The organism is Arthrobacter sp. 10N43, from assembly GCF_056394525.1.
The window spans coordinates 492,226-509,202 of record NZ_JBFTIA010000001.1 but is presented as its reverse complement, the minus strand read 5'-3'; the positions used below and the strand labels follow the sequence as shown (position 1 = coordinate 509,202).

Genomic DNA, 16,977 nt, shown 5'->3' with positions numbered 1-16,977 from the left:
GCCATGACCGACGAATTCTCCGTAGAGAGCGTCTACGCCGAGCTGCTGGGCCGGGCGCCGGAAAACAAGATGGAACCAAGGCTCGCCCCGCTGTTCCGTGCCATGGAAATCCTGGGGGAGCCGAACAAGGCGTTCCCGATCATCCACGTCACCGGCACCAACGGCAAGACCTCCACGGCCCGGATGATCGAGGCCGGGCTGCGCGCCCACGGCCTGAGCACCGGCCGCTACACGAGCCCGCACCTGTCCAAGGTCACCGAGCGGATCAGCATCGACGGCGCCCCTGTGCCGGACGAGACGTTTGTCCGGATCTGGGACGAGATCCGGCCCTACCTGCAGATCGTGGACAGCGAACTCGAGGCCGAGGGCCAGCCGCGGCTGACCTACTTCGAGTGCCTGACCATCCTGGGCTTCGCGGTCTTCGCCGACCAGCCGGTCAATGTCGCCGTGATCGAGGTGGGCCTGGGCGGGATCACCGACGCCACGAACGTCGGCGACGGCCAGGTATCCGTGATCACCCCGATCTCCCTGGACCACACCGACCTGCTCGGCGACACCACCGGTGACATCGCCTACGAGAAGGCCGGCATCATCAAGCCCGGCGGCTTCCTGGTCAGCGCGGCGCAGCCCGTCGACGCGGCCCAGGTCCTGCTGGAGAAGGCCAAGGAGGTCAACGTCCCGTTCCGTTTCGAGGGCGTGGAGTTCGGCGTCGAAGCCCGCACCGTCGCGGTGGGCGGCCAGATGGTCACCATCCAGGGCCTTGCCGGCCGCTACGAGGACCTGCTGGTGCCGCTGCACGGCGCCCACCAGGCCGAGAACGCCGCCGTCGCGATCGCCGCCCTGGAAGCGTTCTTCGGCGGGGAAAAGCCGATCGACGCCGAGATCCTGCAGGAAGCGTTCGCCTCCGTCACCTCCCCGGGGCGGCTCGAGGTGGTCCGCACGTCGCCGACCATCATCGTGGACGCGGCCCACAACCCCGAAGGCATCCGGGTTTCCGCCGAGGCCATCCACGAGGCCTTCAACTTCACCAAGCTGGTGGTGGTGGTGGGCGTCCTGCGGGAAAAGGACGCCGAGGAAATCCTCCGCCAGCTCAAGGAATCCCTGGGCGGCCTCGCCACCGAATACTGCTTCACCGAGTCCAACTCGCCCCGGGCCGTCCCGGCCGAGGATCTCGCCGAGATTGCTGTTGACCTCGGCTTCGGCGAGGACAACATCCACATCGCGGCGAAGCTGGACGACGCCCTCGAATGGGCCGTGGAACGCGCCGAAGCCGACGACGAACTCGCCGGCGGGGTCCTGGTGACCGGCTCCATCACGCTCGTCGCGGACGCCCGGATCCTGCTCGGAAAGGCGGATGCGTAAGCGATGGCAAAACTCACCAAAGCCCAGCGCGAGTGGCGCCCGGGCATGCCCAAAAAGCGGCGTTCCACGAAAGTCATGTTCGCCTCCACAGTCCTGCTGCTGGAAGCCTTCGTCGTGCTCTTCGGGACCCTGGCCGTCTTTGGGCTGCACCGCAACGAATACCCGGCCGGACTGGTCTTCTCCGTGGGGATCGGCCTGTGCCTGGTGTTCATCTTCACCTGCGCGGTCCTCTCCAAGCCCTGGGGAGTGGCCCTGGGCTGGGTCCTGCAGCTCGTCCTGATCCTGGGCGGCCTCGTGGAACCAGCCATGTACCTGGTCGGCGCGCTCTTTGCCGTGTCCTGGTGGTACGGGATCCGGACCGGCATCCGGATTGACCGGGAAGCCACCCAGCGGGAACGCGAGCAGGCTGAATGGGACGCGGCCCACCCCGCTGGCTCCGGGCCGGAACAAACGCCCGGCACCGCGAGCCCCTAGCCCGCACCCCTTAGACTTGATCCGAATCCCACCCAACACATTGGAGCAACTGTGAGCATTGAGCGCACCCTCGTCCTGATCAAGCCCGATGGCGTCGCCCGCAACCTGTCCGGCGCCATCCTGAGCCGGATCGAAGCCAAGGGCTACACCCTGGCCGAGCTCAAGAAAGTGGACGCGAGCCGCGAGCTGCTGGAACAGCACTACGAGGAGCACATCGGCAAGCCGTTCTACGAGCCGCTGGTTGAGTTCATGCTCAGCGGCCCGGTGGTTGCCGCGATCTTCGAAGGACACCGCGTGATCGAGGGCTTCCGCGTCCTCGCCGGCACCACGGACCCGACGACGGCGGCGCCCGGCACCATCCGCGGCGACTTCGGCCGTGACTGGGGCCTGAAGGTACAGCAGAACCTGGTCCACGGCTCGGACTCAGTGGAGTCTGCCGAGCGCGAAATCAAGATCTGGTTCTAACACCCAGCGACAGATCGAAAAAACAGATAAGGCCAATGTTCACTGTGAACATTGGCCTTATCTGTTATCTGGGTGCGTCTGGTGCCTTGTGTCTGGGTGGGTTGCGGGGCGCCTAGTATCCGGAAGTCCCGATGAAGACCTGGATGAAGGCGAAGAAGATCGTGGCGATCACGGCGACGTACAGCAGCGCCGTGATGATCCAGCCGGAGTCGCCGAGGACCTTGGTGGGGCCCGCCGGCAGGGCGATCACGCCGTGGGAAATGTTGCGGACGCTCACCCAGACGAACAAGGGGATCATCACGGCCCAGACCACCATGCAGAACGGGCAGAGGATGTGGATGGAATACAGGGCCTGAGACCAGAGCCAGACCACGAAGGCGAAGCCCAGCGTCACGCCGGCCTGAAGCCCCAGCCAGTACCACCGGGCGAATTTTGCGCCGGCCAGGATGCCCATGGCTGTGGTGATGATCACGGCGAAGGCGACGATGCCGATGAACATGTTCGGGAAACCGAACACCGAACTCTGCGGTGTCTGCATGACCTGCCCGCAGGAGATCCACGGGTTCACGTCGCAGACCGTGACGTGGTTCGGATCCTTCAGGACTTCCAGCTTCTCCAGCACCAGGGCCCCGGACGCGAGCCAGCCGATGGCGCCGGTGATCAGCAGGAGCCAGGCGAACGGACGGTCGCGGGTCATCGGAGGGAGAGACCGGTCCGCAGGAGCCGGACCGGAGCCTGGCTGGTGCACGGTCGCGTCGCCGGCGGTGCTGGAGATGCTGGGCATGGAATATGAGTCCCTTTAGTCGTGGTGGTCGAGTGCTTCTGGCCCGATTGTAACGCCGCAGACTGGACGGTGCCGGAGAACAGCCCGGCCGCCGCTCCCCGTGGCGGCCGAAGCACTTCCGGCCTTGCCTACGCCAGCTTTGACGCCTCCTGTGAGACAATGATCGTGGCTGGAACCCGATCCACATCCGGATTCCGGTCCGGCGATTTTGTTTCAAGACCGCCAATGATGAGCAGGGAGCTGCGGATCCTCTGATTCCAGCTGTCCCGCAATGCCATTGGACGGCACCTGGTTGTGGCATGTAGGTCAACGGGTTCCAAAACAATCTCGCCGGCCTTCCAGGGCTGCCGCACCCCACTGCCGGTGCGAACCTGAGGGTATTCAATTGACTTCTGTCAATGCCTGCGGGTGTTGACGCATATTTGCCCCAACGGGCGCCGAATGTGGCGGCGCATCAGGGGCAGGAGTGTCGCCACATATGGATAATGACCAGGTTGTAACCGGTAACGAAAACGTAGTAGCCGGGGAAGTAGAACTAACTGCGGAAGCAGAGGCTCCGGTAGCGCCGAAGAGGGCCGTCCGGACCCGCCGGAAGGCCCCGGTACCAAAGATGGACGCCGCAGCTGCCGCGGAGGCGGTGGCTGAAGCCGCAGCCCTGGCCGAGGCGGCCGGCTCGGATGAGCCCGTCGCCGCTCGCGGCAAAGCAGCTGGCGCCAAAACCTCCGAGGCCGCAGCTGCCGAAGCTGCTGCTCCCGAAACTGCAGTCAAGGCGCCTGCTCGGCGCACCCGTGCCCGCAAGAGCGTGGCCGCCCCGGAACCGCTCCCTGCCTTCGCCGATGAGTCCGAGGCCAGCGCGACGGCCGCCGCAGAGGCTCCCGCCGCAGAAGCTTCTGAGGCATCGTCCGCAGACGAGAAGACAGCCGAGAAGGCAGTAGAGAAGCCGGTCCGTCGCCGGGCCAGCCGGGCAAAGGCTGCACCGAAAACCGAAGAAGTACCCGCAGTAGCCGTCCCGGCCGAAGAAGCCGCCCCGGCTGAAGCTCAGCAGGCCGAAGCCACCGCCGAAGCCTCGGCGGAAACCCAGCCCGCCGTGGCCGCGCCCGAAGAAACCCCGGCCGACGAGCCGCAGGCCCGGCCCGAGGAAAGCCCGGCCGCCTCGCTGTTCATGGAACCCGGTGCCCTGACGTCCGTGATCTTCCAGGCCCCCGACCTCAGCACCGTGGTGCGCCCGGCCCCCGTTGCCGCAGCGGAGCCCGAAGACGAGGAAGGCGACGAGGACGAGGACGCCGGCAGCCGCCGTCGACGCCGCAGCCGCGGGCGGCGCGGGCGCACCCGCACCTCCGGCGAGTCCGAGACTGATTCAGAAGGCACCGACGAAGAGGGCGAGGAAGGCTCCGAAGCAACCCTCGAAGACGGCGTGACCTCCCGCCGCCGTCGTCGCCGCCGCCGCGGTGACCAGGACCTGGAGCTGACCGGCGGGGAAGGCGACGACCCGCCCAACACGGTGACCCGGGTCCGCGCGCCGCGGGCCATGGCCGAGGCGCCGGTGAACAACCGCGTCACCTCCGTCAAGGGCTCCACCCGCCTGGAAGCCAAGAAGCAGCGCCGCCGCGAATCCCGCGACACCGGCCGCCGCCGCACCGTCATCACCGAGGCCGAGTTCCTGGCCCGCCGCGAGTCCGTGGACCGGCAGATGATCGTCCGCCAGCGCGACGACAGAATCCAGATCGGTGTCCTCGAAGACGGCGTCCTGGCCGAGCACTTCGTGTCCAAGACCCAGCAGGATTCCCTGATCGGCAACGTCTACCTGGGCAAGGTCCAGAACGTTCTCCCGTCCATGGAAGCCGCTTTCGTGGACATCGGCCGCGGCCGCAACGCTGTGCTGTACGCCGGCGAAGTGAACTGGGAGTCCGTCAACCTCGAAGGCAAGCAGCGCCGGATCGAGAACGCGCTCAAGTCCGGCGACTCCGTACTGGTCCAGGTCACCAAGGACCCGGTCGGCCACAAGGGCGCCCGCCTCACCAGCCAGATCTCGCTGCCCGGCCGCTACCTCGTGTACGTGCCCGGCGGTTCCATGACCGGCATCTCCCGCAAGCTGCCCGACGTCGAACGCAACCGCCTCAAGCGGATCCTCAAGGACCGCCTGCCCGAGGACGCGGGCGTCATTGTCCGCACCGCGGCCGAGGGCGCTTCCGAGGAAGAGCTCACCCACGACATCAACCGGCTCCGCGCGCAGTGGGAAGGCATCGAGAGCCAGTCGACGTCCACCAAGATCCTCGCCCCCGAGCTGCTCTACGGCGAACCTGACCTGACCATCAAGGTGGTCCGCGACGTCTTCAACGAGGACTTCTCCAAGCTGATCGTCTCCGGCGAGGAAGCCTGGGACACCATCGAGGCCTACGTCACCTACGTGGCTCCGGACCTGGTGGGCCGGCTCGAGAAGTGGACCAAGGACACGGACATCTTCGCGGCCTGGCGCATCGACGAGCAGATCCACAAGGCCCTGGACCGCAAGGTCTTCCTGCCCTCTGGCGGGTCCCTGGTGATCGACCGCACCGAAGCCATGACCGTGGTGGACGTCAACACCGGCAAGTTCACGGGCTCCGGCGGCAACCTCGAGGAAACCGTCACCAAGAACAACCTGGAAGCGGCCGAGGAAGTGGTCCGGCAGCTGCGCCTGCGCGACATCGGCGGCATCATCGTGATCGACTTCATCGACATGGTGCTCGAATCCAACCGCGACCTCGTGCTGCGCCGCATGGTGGAGTGCCTGGGCCGGGACCGGACCAAGCACCAGGTGGCTGAGGTGACGTCGCTGGGCCTCGTGCAGATGACCCGCAAGCGGATGGGCACTGGGCTGCTGGAAGTCTTCGGCGAGCAGTGCGAGGCGTGCGCGGGCCGCGGCATCGTCACCCATGACGAGCCCGTGGAACACCGCCGCGCCAACACGGTCGCCGCGGAGCACTATGTGCCGCGCACCGAGGCGGCCCAGCCGGCTGCCCGCACCGAGCGCAAGAGCCGCCGCCGCGGCAGGGGAGGCCAGGGCCCCGAGTCCGCGCCGTCCACGCCCGCGGCCGTCCACGCCGAGCCCACCGAAGCTGAACGCCACGCCAAGGCTGAAGCCACCCGGGCTGCGCTGGCGAACATTGCCGCCGCGGCGCACGCCGCGCACCTGCACGATGGGGAGGCAGCCGCGGCCAGCGACGCCGGGGCCCGGCAGGCCGCCGTCGACGCCGTTACGCACCTCGCCGCCGCGGACGAAGCAGCCGGGCGTCCCGCGACCGTGCTGACGTTTGGCGGCGAGCAGGTTGCCCTGCCCTTCGTCGAGCACGCCGAGGACACCCAGGCACCGGCCCTGACCCTGGACCTGCTGACCGAGGCCTTCGCCAACCTGGGCGAGGCCGACGCCGGTGAGCAGGCCGACAAGCAGGCCGACAAGCAAGCCGCAGCCCAGGCACCCGCGGCCCCCGAGGCGCCGGCAGCCGCGCCCGCCTCGGAAGCCCCGGCTTCACCGGCAGCGGACACGACTCGTGGCCGCCGCGGACGCCGCAACCGCAGCGCCAGCCGTGCCCAGGGCGCAGCCAACGAGACCTCCGTGGAACACCGCGAGGCCACACGTCCGGCCGCGGCCGGGTCGGTTCACGAGGCCAAGGCGCCCGCCGCGGCCCAGCGGGCGTCCATCCCTGCCGGCAACGAGCCGATCATCCTCGGCGTCGGAGTACCGGCCTCGGAGCTGTAGTCCTCCGCGGCTGATCACGTCCCCGGCCGGTCACTTCGACTGGTTGGGGTGCGGGTCCGGGCCGAGCGGGCGTAACAATACGTCCGCTCGGCCCGGGCCCGCACGTGCGTTAACGGGGCAGCCCGGTGGCAACGGCTAGGCTGGAACACTGACACGGGGTGCCGCGCATCGGGCCGGCTGAGATCCAGACCCGTTGAACCTGTCCGGTTAGCACCGGCGAAGGGATGTCTGACTTGTCCGCGAAATCCAATCCGTCCGAATTGCCGCCCAGTGATTTTCAGCCGGGCAGTTTTCTGCCCGGCGGTTTCTTGCCCTCCGGTTTCTTGCCCTCTGGGGTCCGCCCGCCCGCGCCGCCGCGCATTCCCCGCGTGCTGGCGATTGCGGGGTCCGATCCGTCCGGCGGGGCCGGGATCCAGGCCGACCTCAAGAGCATCGCGGCGAATGGCGGCTACGGGATGGCCGCCATCACGGCCCTGACCGCCCAAAACACCCAGGGCGTGCGCGCCGTCCACGTACCCCCGGCGGCGTTCCTCACGGCCCAGCTGGAGGCCATCAGCGAGGACATCGGCATTGACGCAGTCAAGATCGGCATGCTCGGCGACGCCGGTGTGATCGACGCCGTCCGCACCTGGCTGGAGAAGGTGCGCCCCGCAGTCGTCGTCCTGGACCCCGTCATGGTCGCCACGAGCGGTGACCGGCTCCTGCAGGAATCGGCCGAGGCCGCCCTGCAGGCCCTCCTGCCGCTGGCGGACCTCATCACCCCGAACCTCGCCGAACTCGGAATCCTGCTCAAGGAACCCGTCGCGGCCGACTGGGCCGAGGCCCTGGCGCAGGGCAAACGGCTGGCCGCGCTGACCGGCGCCACCGTCCTGGTCAAGGGCGGGCACCTCCAGGGCGGGCTCGGGAATGACGGCGACGCCGGCTGCCCGGATGCGCTGGTCAACACCGGGGGCCTGCTCGGCACCGAAACGGTGGTGGTGCCGGGGGAGCGGATCGCGACGCGCAACAGCCACGGCACAGGCTGCTCCCTGTCCTCGGCCATGGCCACCGTGCAGGCCCGGGTGGGGGACTGGGAAGCGGCGCTGCGGGTGGTCAAGCCGTGGCTGCTGGGCGCACTCCGCGAAGCCTCGGTTCTGGACGTCGGCAACGGCAACGGCCCGGTCCATCACTTCCACCACGTCGGCCACAGTCATGTGGGCGACGCCGATGCGGGCCACGCTCCGGGGGAGGGCGAGTTCGCCGCGGCCCTGCGCGCGGGGGCCACCGCCGATCTTGACGCCATCTACGCCCTGGACTTCATCCGCGGCCTGGCCGACGGGACCCTGCCCGAGCACGAATTCGCCTACTACCTCGCCCAGGACGCCATCTACCTCAACGGCTACTCCCGGGTCCTGGCACGCGCCGCCGCGATCGCCCCCACCGAGGCCGAGCAGCTGTTCTGGGCCAGGTCCGCGCAGACCTGCCTGGAAGTCGAGTCCGAGCTGCACCGTACCTGGCTCAGCACCCGCCCCACGGGGGCCACCTTGGGCCCGGTAACGAAGTCCTACGTCGATCACCTGTTGGCCGCCTCGGTGTCCGGCAGCTACGGGGTCCTCGTGGCAGCGGCCCTCCCATGCTTCTGGCTCTACGCTGAGGTCGGCGCCACGCTGCACCGGGAGTTCCTTTCCGGCGGCGCACCCGCCGGGCATCCCTACGCCGACTGGCTGCGGACCTACGCCGATGAGGACTTCGCCGCAGCCACCCGGCAGGCCATCGCGTACATGGACACGGCGGCCCGGCAGGCATCCGGGCGCGAGCGGGAAGCCATGGCCCTGGCCTTCCGGCAGTCCTCACGCTACGAAGTGGACTTCTTCGACGCGCCGCGGTTGCACGCCTGACGCGAGCTGGCCTGTGCAGCCGGTAGGATGGTGGGGCACGGTTCCGGAAGTCGTTGCGGCAACACAACATCAAGAACGCAGAGTCTAGGCGTTGTGGCGCCTGTCACGGACTGCCCCCGGAACCAGCCTCATTTGCGGCCGAAGGCAAAATTAGCGTATTCTAGATCTTCGGTGCTTACGCCAACACTTGGGTTATGACCCTGAGAACTGTCCGTTTGGAATTTCAACTGGATTTGTTCCGGGGATAGCTCATGGGTTCCCCCGGGGAATCCACCGGCGTTGAGGCACAGCGTGAGCCGGTCCAAACAATTTGGCCCCAGGTTCCGCACGCAAATCTAGTAATAAACGTCGAGAGAAGTGAGTTCCCCAGTGGTGTACGCGATTGTCCGCGCAGGCGGCCGCCAAGAGAAGGTTTCCGTTGGAGACTTCGTTACCCTGAACCGCGTCCCCGGTGGAGCCGGCAGCACCTTTGAGTTGCCCGCACTGCTCCTGGTGGACGGTGACAAAGTCACGTCTGCTGCTGCGGACCTGGCCAAGGTAACGGTTACGGCTGAGATCCTCGAAGACCTCCGTGGTCCGAAGATCGTCATCCAGAAGTTCAAGAACAAGACCGGTTACAAGAAGCGCCAGGGTCACCGTCAGGAATTGACCAAGGTCAAGATCACCGGTATCAAGTAACCCTTCGTTACTGTTCAGGTTCCAGCAGATTTCCCAGAATTTTTGAAGGCAGGCATTTCAAATGGCACATAAAAAAGGCGCGAGTTCCACTCGCAACGGTCGTGACTCCAACGCCCAGTACCTCGGCGTCAAGCGCTTCGGTGGCCAGGTAGTTTCCGCAGGCGAGATCATCGTCCGCCAGCGCGGCACCCACTTCCACCCGGGCGCCGGCGTCGGCCGCGGCGGGGACGACACCCTGTTCGCCCTGACCCCCGGTGCTGTCGAGTTCGGCACCCGCCGTGGTCGTCGCGTTGTGAACATCGTGGCTGCTGCAGCTGCAGAGTAGCAATAAGTTCTAAATCGGTGGAGCGGGCCATTAGGTCCGCTCCACCGGTGTTTTAACCGCATTACAATCATCTTGGGCCTCTTGGGGGTCCGGGGAACAGCACTGAGGAGATTTACGTGGCGAGCTTTGTAGACCGGGTAGTACTGCACGTATCCGGCGGTACCGGCGGCCACGGCTGTGTCTCCGTTCACCGGGAGAAGTTCAAGCCCCTCGGCGGTCCCGACGGCGGCAACGGCGGCAACGGCGGCGACGTCATCCTGCGCGTCGACTCGCAGACCACCACCCTGCTCGACTACCACCACGCCCCCCACCGGCACGCCACCAATGGCGGCCCCGGCATGGGTGACTGGCGCGGAGGCAAGAACGGCGAAACCCTGATCCTTCCGGTGCCTGTGGGCACCGTGGTGAAGTCCAAGTCCGGCGAAGTCCTCGCCGACCTCGTGGGAGAAGGCGACGAATACATCGCGGCGGCCGGCGGCATCGGTGGCCTCGGCAACGCGGCACTGTCCTCCCAGAAGCGCCGCGCCCCCGGCTTCGCGCTGCTCGGCATCGAGGGCGAATCCAGCGACGTCGTCCTGGAACTGAAGTCCATCGCTGACATCGCGCTCGTGGGCTTCCCCTCCGCCGGCAAGTCGAGCCTGATCGCCGCGATGTCGGCGGCCCGGCCCAAGATCGCCGATTACCCCTTCACCACCCTGATCCCGAACCTGGGCGTCGTCCAGGCCGGCGAGATCCGCTTCACCATTGCCGACGTCCCGGGCCTGATCGAGGGCGCCAGCGAGGGCAAGGGCCTGGGCCACCACTTCCTGCGCCACGTAGAGCGCTGCGCCGCACTCGTGCACGTGCTGGACTGCGGCACGCTCGAATCGGACCGCGATCCCCTCTCCGACCTCTCCATCATCGAGGCCGAGCTGGAGAAGTACGCCGTGGACATGAGCTACAGCGGCGCCGACGGCGAAGTCGTTCCGCTGAACCACCGCCCCCGGCTGGTCGCCCTGAACAAGGTGGACCTGCCCGACGGCAAGGACATGGCCGAGTTCGTCCGTCCGGAACTGGAATCCCGCGGCTACAAGGTCTTCGAAATCTCCGCGACGAGCCACGAGGGCCTCCGCCAGCTCGGCTTCGCCATGGCCGAAATCGTCCAGGCCGCCCGCGACGCCGTCGCCGCGACCCCGCCGAAGGTGGCGGCCCCCGTCCTGCGCCCCCGCGCCGTCAACGAGACCGGCTTCACTATCCGCCGCGAGGAAAAGGGCCTCGAGCCGCTCTTCCGCGTCCAGGGCGAGAAGCCCGTGCGCTGGGTCAAGCAGACCGACTTCACCAACGAGGAAGCGATCGGCTACCTCGCCGATCGGCTGGCCAAGCTGGGCGTCGAGAATGAGCTGTTCAAGCAGGGCGCCAAGCCCGGCGACATGGTGGTCATCGGCGATGACGACGGCGTCGTCTTCGACTGGGAGCCGACCATGATGGCCGGCGCCGAACTGCTCGCCTCGCCGCGCGGCACCGACGTGCGCTTCGCCGACATCGGCGACCGCCCGACGCGTGGCCAGAAGCGCGACGAACAGCAGGAGCGCCGCGACGCCAAGGCAGCCGCCCGCGCCGAGCTCGAAGCCGAACGCAAAGCCGGCATCTGGACCGAATCCGTCAGCGGCCGCCGGGTTCGGCAGCCGCTCAAGGAGAGTGGACTGGGCGCAGAAGATGACGAGTAAGACCGTCGTCGAGCACCGGTCACAGCCGCTCAAGGCCCAAAACATCAGCGCCCACACGCGCAGCGCCCCCGACCGCACCGCGCTGTCCGGGGCCCGCAGGATCGTCGTCAAAGTCGGCTCGTCCTCGCTGACCTCCATCAAGGGCGGAATCTCCGAAGAGGCCCTGACCGGCCTCGCGGACGCGCTGGCGCACAAACGCAACGCCGGCACGGAAATCATCCTGGTGTCCTCCGGTGCGATCGCCGCCGGCCTGGCCCCGCTGGGGCTCGAGAAGCGCCCCCGCGACCTCGCCACCCAGCAGGCCGCGGCGAGCGTCGGCCAGGGCCTGCTGATGGCCCGCTACACCCACGCCTTCGGGGCGCACGGGGTCACCGTCAGCCAGGTGCTCCTGACCGCGGATGACTTCATGCGCCGCAGCCAGCACACCAACGCGTTCCGCGCCCTGGACCGCCTGCTGAACCTCGGCGTCGTTCCAGTGGTCAACGAAAACGACACCGTGGCCACCCATGAGATCCGCTTTGGCGACAACGACCGCCTCGCGGCCCTTGTGGCCCACCTGGTCCGCGCCGACGCGCTCGTGCTGCTCTCCGACGTCGACTCCCTGTACGACGGCCCGCCGTCGCACGGGGCCAAACGGATCCCGCACGTCTCGGGTCCCCACGACCTCGACGGCGTCTCGATCGGCAGCACCGGAAAAGCCGGGGTGGGCACCGGCGGAATGGTCACCAAGGTCGAAGCCGCCACCATCGCCGCGGGTTCGGGCATCCACGCCCTGGTCACGTCCACGGCCAACGCGGCTGCTGCGCTGGCGGGCGAGGACGTGGGCACGTGGTTTTCCGTCAACGGCGCCCGCAAGCCGATCCGGCTCCTGTGGCTGGCCCACCTGGCGTCCGTCCGGGGCACGCTGGTGCTCGACGACGGCGCGGTCCAGGCCGTCCGTGACCGCCGCACCTCGCTGCTGCCGGCCGGGATTGCCGAGGTGAAGGGCGACTTCGAGGCCGGCGACGCCGTGGAGATGGTCTCGCTGGACAACACCGTGATTGCGCGCGGGTTGGTCAACTATTCCGCCGCCGAGCTGCCCCAGATGCTGGGCCGTTCCACGCGGGAGCTGGGCAAAGCACTGGGCCGCGGATATGACCGCGAAGTTGTTCATGTTGACGATCTGGTGCTGGTCTAGGTCCACTGGACGCCTAAACTGGAAGCATGACTGAGGCCCTGACTTCCGCTGCCGTGCCCGCTGACGCTATCCCCGCTGGCAATCCTGTGCCCGCCGAGGGTTTCGCGGCGCCGGATCCGGCGCAAACGCCGGCCACGGCCACGGACATCGAAGCTGCCGTCCATGCGATCGCTGACCGCTCGCGCCACGCAGCCCGAAAGATGGCGCACGCGAACCGGGCCTGGAAGGACCGTGGCCTGCGCGCCATCGGCAAGGCGCTCGTGGAGCACAAGCACCAGATCCTGGCCGCCAACGCCAAGGACGTCGAAGCCGGCCGGGCCGCCGGAACCAGCGCCGCCCTCCTGGACCGCCTGACGCTGACCGATCCGCGCATCACGGCCCTCGCCGCGGCCCTGGAAAACCTTGCCACCCTGCCGGACCCCGTCGGGAACGTCGTGCGGGGCCAGACCCTGCCCAACGGGCTGCGCCTCCGCCAGATCAACGTGCCCATGGGCGTGGTGGCCGCGATCTACGAGGCACGCCCGAATGTCACGGTCGACATTGCCGGCCTGGCCCTCAAGAGCGGCAACGCCGTCATCCTGCGCGGCGGATCCGCCGCCGCGGCCACCAACGCCGCCCTCATCACCATCCTCCGGGACGCCCTGGAATCGGTGGGCCTGCCCGCCGACGCCGTCCAGACCGTTGACCAGTACGGCCGCGAGGGCGCCAACGCCCTGATGCGGGCGCGCGGCCGGGTGGACGTGCTCATTCCCCGCGGCGGGCGCGACCTGATCCAGACCGTGGTGACGAACTCCTCCGTACCGGTCATCGAAACCGGCGAGGGCAATGTCCACATCTTCGTGGACGCGTCCGCCAGCGAGGACATGGCCGTCGACATCCTCCTCAACGCCAAGACCCAGCGGCCCAGCGTCTGCAACACGGTCGAAACGCTGCTGGTGCACTCCAAGTCCACCGTCCTGCCCGCCATCGCCGCCGCGCTGCGGGCTGCCGGGGTCACCCTGCACGTGGACCAGCGCGTCCGCGCCGCGCTGCCGGCCTCGATCCCCTCGGTGCCGGCCACCGACGAAGACTGGGCCACCGAATACATGAACCTGGACCTGGCCGTGGCCATGGTGGACAGCCTGGACGAGGCCGTCCGGCACATCCGCAAGTGGTCCACGGGCCACACCGAGGCGATCCTGACCAACGACCTCGCCAACGCAGAGCGCTTCATCGCCGAGATCGATTCGGCCGCCGTGATCGTGAACGCCTCCACCCGCTTCACCGACGGCGGCGAGCTCGGACTCGGCGCCGAGGTGGGGATTTCCACCCAAAAACTTCACGCCCGCGGCCCCATGGGGCTGACGGAACTGACCACGACCAAGTGGATCGTGCAGGGCGAGGGCCAGATCCGGGGCTAGCAACGCTGTAACATGGAACGGAAGACCGGAACGGCGGACACCTCCGCCGTCGTCAAATTTTGAACTCATTAGGGGAGAACATGCTGTCGCAGCAGATCGCCACTTTCGTCGCCGCCGCCGGCGAATCGGGCCACGAGGAACTCGCGCCGCTCATTGCACCGCCGTTTGTCATTGGCGGAACCATGTTCGCGATCCTGGTGGTCCTGTTGTTGATCACGCTGTCCTACTCCAACCTGGGCAGGCGCCACGTGGCCGTCGAGGAACACTCGGATCCGCACCGCCAGCACCCGAACAAGCACGATCACAGCCAAGGTCACTAATATTTCCGCCACCATGAGGCAGCGCGGCGCCCAGCGCCGCCTGCGTCTGGGTGTGATGGGCGGCACGTTCGATCCCATCCACCACGGACACCTTGTCGCGGCCAGTGAGGTCGCGGCCAAGTTCGACCTCGACGAAGTCGTGTTTGTGCCCACCGGCCAGCCCTGGCAGAAGTCGGCCAAGAAAGTCAGCGAAGCCGAGCACCGGTATCTGATGACCGTCATTGCCACGGCTTCGAACCCCCGCTTTACCGTCAGCAGGGTGGACGTGGACCGGCCGGGACCGACCTACACGATCGACACGCTGCGCGACCTCCGCACGCTGCGCCCGGACGCCGACCTCTTCTTCATCACCGGCGCGGACGCGCTGGCACAGATTTTGTCCTGGAAAGACATCGACGAACTGTGGTCGCTCGCGCACTTTGTGGGCGTCACCCGGCCAGGCCACGTCCTGGACGGTATGGGCCGCAAGGATGTCAGCCTCCTGGAGGTCCCGGCCATGGCCATTTCCTCCACGGACTGCCGCACCAGGGTGGCCGAAGGCAATCCTGTCTGGTACCTCGTTCCGGACGGAGTGGTCCAGTACATCGCAAAGTACGGCCTGTACCACTCGAGCCCCGACGCGGCAGGATTTGACCCGGCACAGCACGATCCAGCCTTCGAGATTACCCAACCAGCCAGCACTGAATGAGTTTGCCATGAGTCAGGAACAGCCTCCCATCCGCAGCCGCCGCGAATTGCGACAGGCCAGAGATGAACGCCTGGATACTGCGGGACCGGGCGAGCCGACCGAGGCCGAAATCACCGGCCGGAGCCGTCGTGTTGCCGACGCTCCCGTGGATTCTGTGCCTGGCGGTGCCGAGCGGTCCTCCCAGGTCCGCGCGCGGGACCGGGCCACGCTGCGCACCATCAAGGAGCTCGCTGAGAAGGAAGGCCAACTGGCGCAGGGAGGGCCGCCCACCCGTCGCCAGCTGCGGCTTCTGGAGCTGGCGACCGAAACCGCCCCCGCCACCCAGGCCAACACCATTGTCCCGGTGTCCCCGCGGACCAGGGCCAACCCGGTGGTTTCCCCAGCCCAAAATAACCCGGCCCAAAAGGACTCAGCCCCTGCCCCGGCCGTGTCAGGCGCCGCGGCAGCAAAGGCTCCCACGGCGGGTCCCGACGGCGTCGGCCCGGGCGGGAAGACGCCCGAGGGCATGAGCGTGGAGCAGGCACTGGCCGCGCGGGAACTGCTCGCCGAGCAGGCCAAGAACCAAGTGGCCAAGATGGAGCACATCGCGGCGACGGATCCCGACGCCGTCGATCCGGCCGTCCTGGCCGAGCAGATCGCCCTGGCCGAGCGCGCCGCGGTGCTGAACCGCCGCGCGGCCGCCAAGCAGAAGCTCGCCGAGCAAAACAGCCAGCCCGCAGTGCCCCGCAATGATCCCACCACGGCCAATAACCTGGCCATGGTCACACCCCTGGAATTTGAGAAGGTTCCCGGCGTGGAGCGGCCCGTCATGAAGCGCCCTGCCACGTCGTATGTTCCGGTCGTCACCAACCCGGGTCCCCGGGTGGATACGACACGGAAACCCGGCGGACGGCGCCCCGGCCTGTCCCGCCAGCGGCCCGCAGGTCCTGCTGCGGGTTCAGCCGCCGGTTCTGCAACGGGTTCTGCCTTCGGCAAGAGCGGTGTCCTGGCCCGGGCGGAAGCAGCCGCCAAAGCCGGAAAGGCGCGGCCAACCGGCGTTCCGGCGATTTCCGCGAGCGGGACCGACGAGGCCCTCGTTGGCGGGGAACCCGTTGCAGCGAATTCCGCGTATGGACTGGATCCCCTGGACGCCGCTACCGCCGGACTGGGCCGGGCACGGCGCCTGCGCTTGCTCCAGCTCGGCGTCCTGGCGTTGGGGGTCGTCGCCCTCATCGCCGGCATCACACTGATCGTCACCGGGCTGGCCCGCTAGGCCACCACATGGGCGTCGAATCTTCACCGTCGAATAGCACGGGAAGTGGCACCCCAGCCGTTGGGCCGATACCTGGCGGAGCATTTCACCTACGGCTTGCCAGCCCAGGTTTTAGTTTCATGACCATGAATTTTCATCACTAGGTTTTTCATTACCAGGTTTTCATCACTACAAGGAGTCCCGTGTCTGCAACCGATTCATCCATCATTACCGCCCGCCACGCAGCCCGCGCTGCCTCGGAGAAGCTCGCCGAAGACATCGTGGCCCTGGACGTCAGCGAACGGCTGGCACTGGCCGACGTCTTCCTGATCGCCTCGGCGCCGAGCGAACGCCAGGTCAACGCGATCGTGGACGGCATCGAGGACGAACTCTCCAAGTTTGACCAGAAGCCCGTCCGCCGCGAGGGCCGTTCCGGCGGCCGCTGGGTGCTGCTGGACTACTCGAACGTGGTCATCCACGTCCAGCACGAGGAAGACCGCGTCTTCTACGCCCTCGAGCGACTCTGGAAAGACTGCCCCGTCGTTGACCTGCAGCTCGGTGACGACGCCCCCGCCAAGGCCACCGCCAGCACCGACACCGAGTAGCAACGCGGCGCTCTGGCCAGCCCGATCGGGGCGAATATGCCCGATTTGGAATTTTCGGAATGGCTGGTCTAAGATATTTGAGTTGCTTCGGAGAGATCCGAATGAAAGACCGGAACTTTGCGCGTCAGTAGACGTGCTCGGAGCAGCGA

At 67.6% G+C, this 16,977-nt stretch carries 15 protein-coding genes and 1 riboswitch; of the genes, 14 read left to right on the top strand and 1 reads right to left on the bottom strand.

The features are described 5' to 3' along the window. Nucleotides 1–3 precede the first annotated feature (3 nt). Genes AC1DDO_RS02270 through ndk form a run of 3 tightly spaced genes read left to right on the top strand, consistent with a single transcriptional unit; the run spans nt 4 to nt 2,301 of the window. On the top strand, nt 4–1,362 hold the full coding sequence (locus AC1DDO_RS02270) for a bifunctional folylpolyglutamate synthase/dihydrofolate synthase (RefSeq protein WP_476868351.1): 1,359 nt from the start codon (nt 4–6) through the stop codon (nt 1,360–1,362). Nucleotides 1,363–1,365: 3 nt separating this feature from the next. Continuing rightward, on the top strand, nt 1,366–1,836 hold the full coding sequence (locus AC1DDO_RS02265) for a DUF4233 domain-containing protein (RefSeq protein WP_476868352.1): 471 nt from the start codon (nt 1,366–1,368) through the stop codon (nt 1,834–1,836). Between the two features lie 51 nt (nt 1,837–1,887). Beyond that, nucleotides 1,888–2,301: a nucleoside-diphosphate kinase gene (gene ndk, locus AC1DDO_RS02260; RefSeq protein WP_390206304.1), complete on the top strand. Its 414-nt coding sequence runs from the start codon at nt 1,888–1,890 to the stop codon at nt 2,299–2,301. 112 nt (nt 2,302–2,413) lie between these two features. Here ndk and AC1DDO_RS02255 read toward each other — a convergent pair whose 3' ends face one another. Next, nucleotides 2,414–3,085, bottom strand: coding sequence for a vitamin K epoxide reductase family protein (locus AC1DDO_RS02255; RefSeq protein WP_441408753.1), 672 nt, complete (start codon nt 3,083–3,085; stop codon nt 2,414–2,416). Nucleotides 3,086–3,563: 478 nt separating this feature from the next. Here AC1DDO_RS02255 and AC1DDO_RS02250 point away from each other — a divergent pair, with 478 nt between their 5' ends. From AC1DDO_RS02250 to rsfS, 11 genes are all read left to right on the top strand, one after another. Continuing rightward, nucleotides 3,564–6,821, top strand: a complete 3,258-nt coding sequence (locus AC1DDO_RS02250; RefSeq protein WP_476868353.1) for an Rne/Rng family ribonuclease — start codon at nt 3,564–3,566, stop codon at nt 6,819–6,821. A 144-nt stretch (nt 6,822–6,965) separates the two neighbouring features. After that, nucleotides 6,966–7,063, top strand: a riboswitch (TPP riboswitch). Further along, a complete protein-coding gene (locus AC1DDO_RS02245) occupies nt 7,046–8,698 on the top strand; it encodes a bifunctional hydroxymethylpyrimidine kinase/phosphomethylpyrimidine kinase (RefSeq protein WP_476868354.1) in 1,653 nt (550 codons plus the stop codon). Its footprint overlaps the riboswitch before it by 18 nt. A 369-nt stretch (nt 8,699–9,067) precedes the next feature. Then, nucleotides 9,068–9,376 (top strand): 50S ribosomal protein L21, encoded by a 309-nt coding sequence (gene rplU, locus AC1DDO_RS02240; RefSeq protein WP_018773353.1) that lies wholly within the window; start codon nt 9,068–9,070, stop codon nt 9,374–9,376. 61 nt (nt 9,377–9,437) lie between these two features. Further along, nucleotides 9,438–9,701: a 50S ribosomal protein L27 gene (gene rpmA, locus AC1DDO_RS02235; protein ID WP_009372867.1), complete on the top strand. Its 264-nt coding sequence runs from the start codon at nt 9,438–9,440 to the stop codon at nt 9,699–9,701. A gap of 116 nt (nt 9,702–9,817) precedes the next feature. Then, nucleotides 9,818–11,407, top strand: a complete 1,590-nt coding sequence (obgE, locus tag AC1DDO_RS02230; protein ID WP_476868355.1) for a GTPase ObgE — start codon at nt 9,818–9,820, stop codon at nt 11,405–11,407. After that, nucleotides 11,397–12,584 (top strand): glutamate 5-kinase, encoded by a 1,188-nt coding sequence (proB, locus tag AC1DDO_RS02225; protein WP_476868356.1) that lies wholly within the window; start codon nt 11,397–11,399, stop codon nt 12,582–12,584. Before obgE ends, proB begins: the two co-directional genes overlap by 11 nt. 26 nt (nt 12,585–12,610) lie before the next feature. Further along, complete coding sequence (locus tag AC1DDO_RS02220) at nt 12,611–13,984, top strand: glutamate-5-semialdehyde dehydrogenase (RefSeq protein ID WP_476868357.1); 1,374 nt, start codon at nt 12,611–12,613, stop codon at nt 13,982–13,984. Between the two features lie 80 nt (nt 13,985–14,064). Continuing rightward, nucleotides 14,065–14,304 (top strand): hypothetical protein, encoded by a 240-nt coding sequence (locus AC1DDO_RS02215; RefSeq protein ID WP_441408759.1) that lies wholly within the window; start codon nt 14,065–14,067, stop codon nt 14,302–14,304. A gap of 13 nt (nt 14,305–14,317) precedes the next feature. Then, on the top strand, nt 14,318–14,992 hold the full coding sequence (nadD, locus tag AC1DDO_RS02210) for a nicotinate-nucleotide adenylyltransferase (RefSeq protein ID WP_476868358.1): 675 nt from the start codon (nt 14,318–14,320) through the stop codon (nt 14,990–14,992). 7 nt (nt 14,993–14,999) lie between these two features. Further along, nucleotides 15,000–16,244, top strand: coding sequence for a hypothetical protein (locus AC1DDO_RS02205; RefSeq protein WP_476971333.1), 1,245 nt, complete (start codon nt 15,000–15,002; stop codon nt 16,242–16,244). Nucleotides 16,245–16,426: 182 nt separating this feature from the next. Next, on the top strand, nt 16,427–16,828 hold the full coding sequence (gene rsfS / locus AC1DDO_RS02200; protein WP_476971332.1) for a ribosome silencing factor: 402 nt from the start codon (nt 16,427–16,429) through the stop codon (nt 16,826–16,828). Nucleotides 16,829–16,977: the final 149 nt, after the last annotated feature.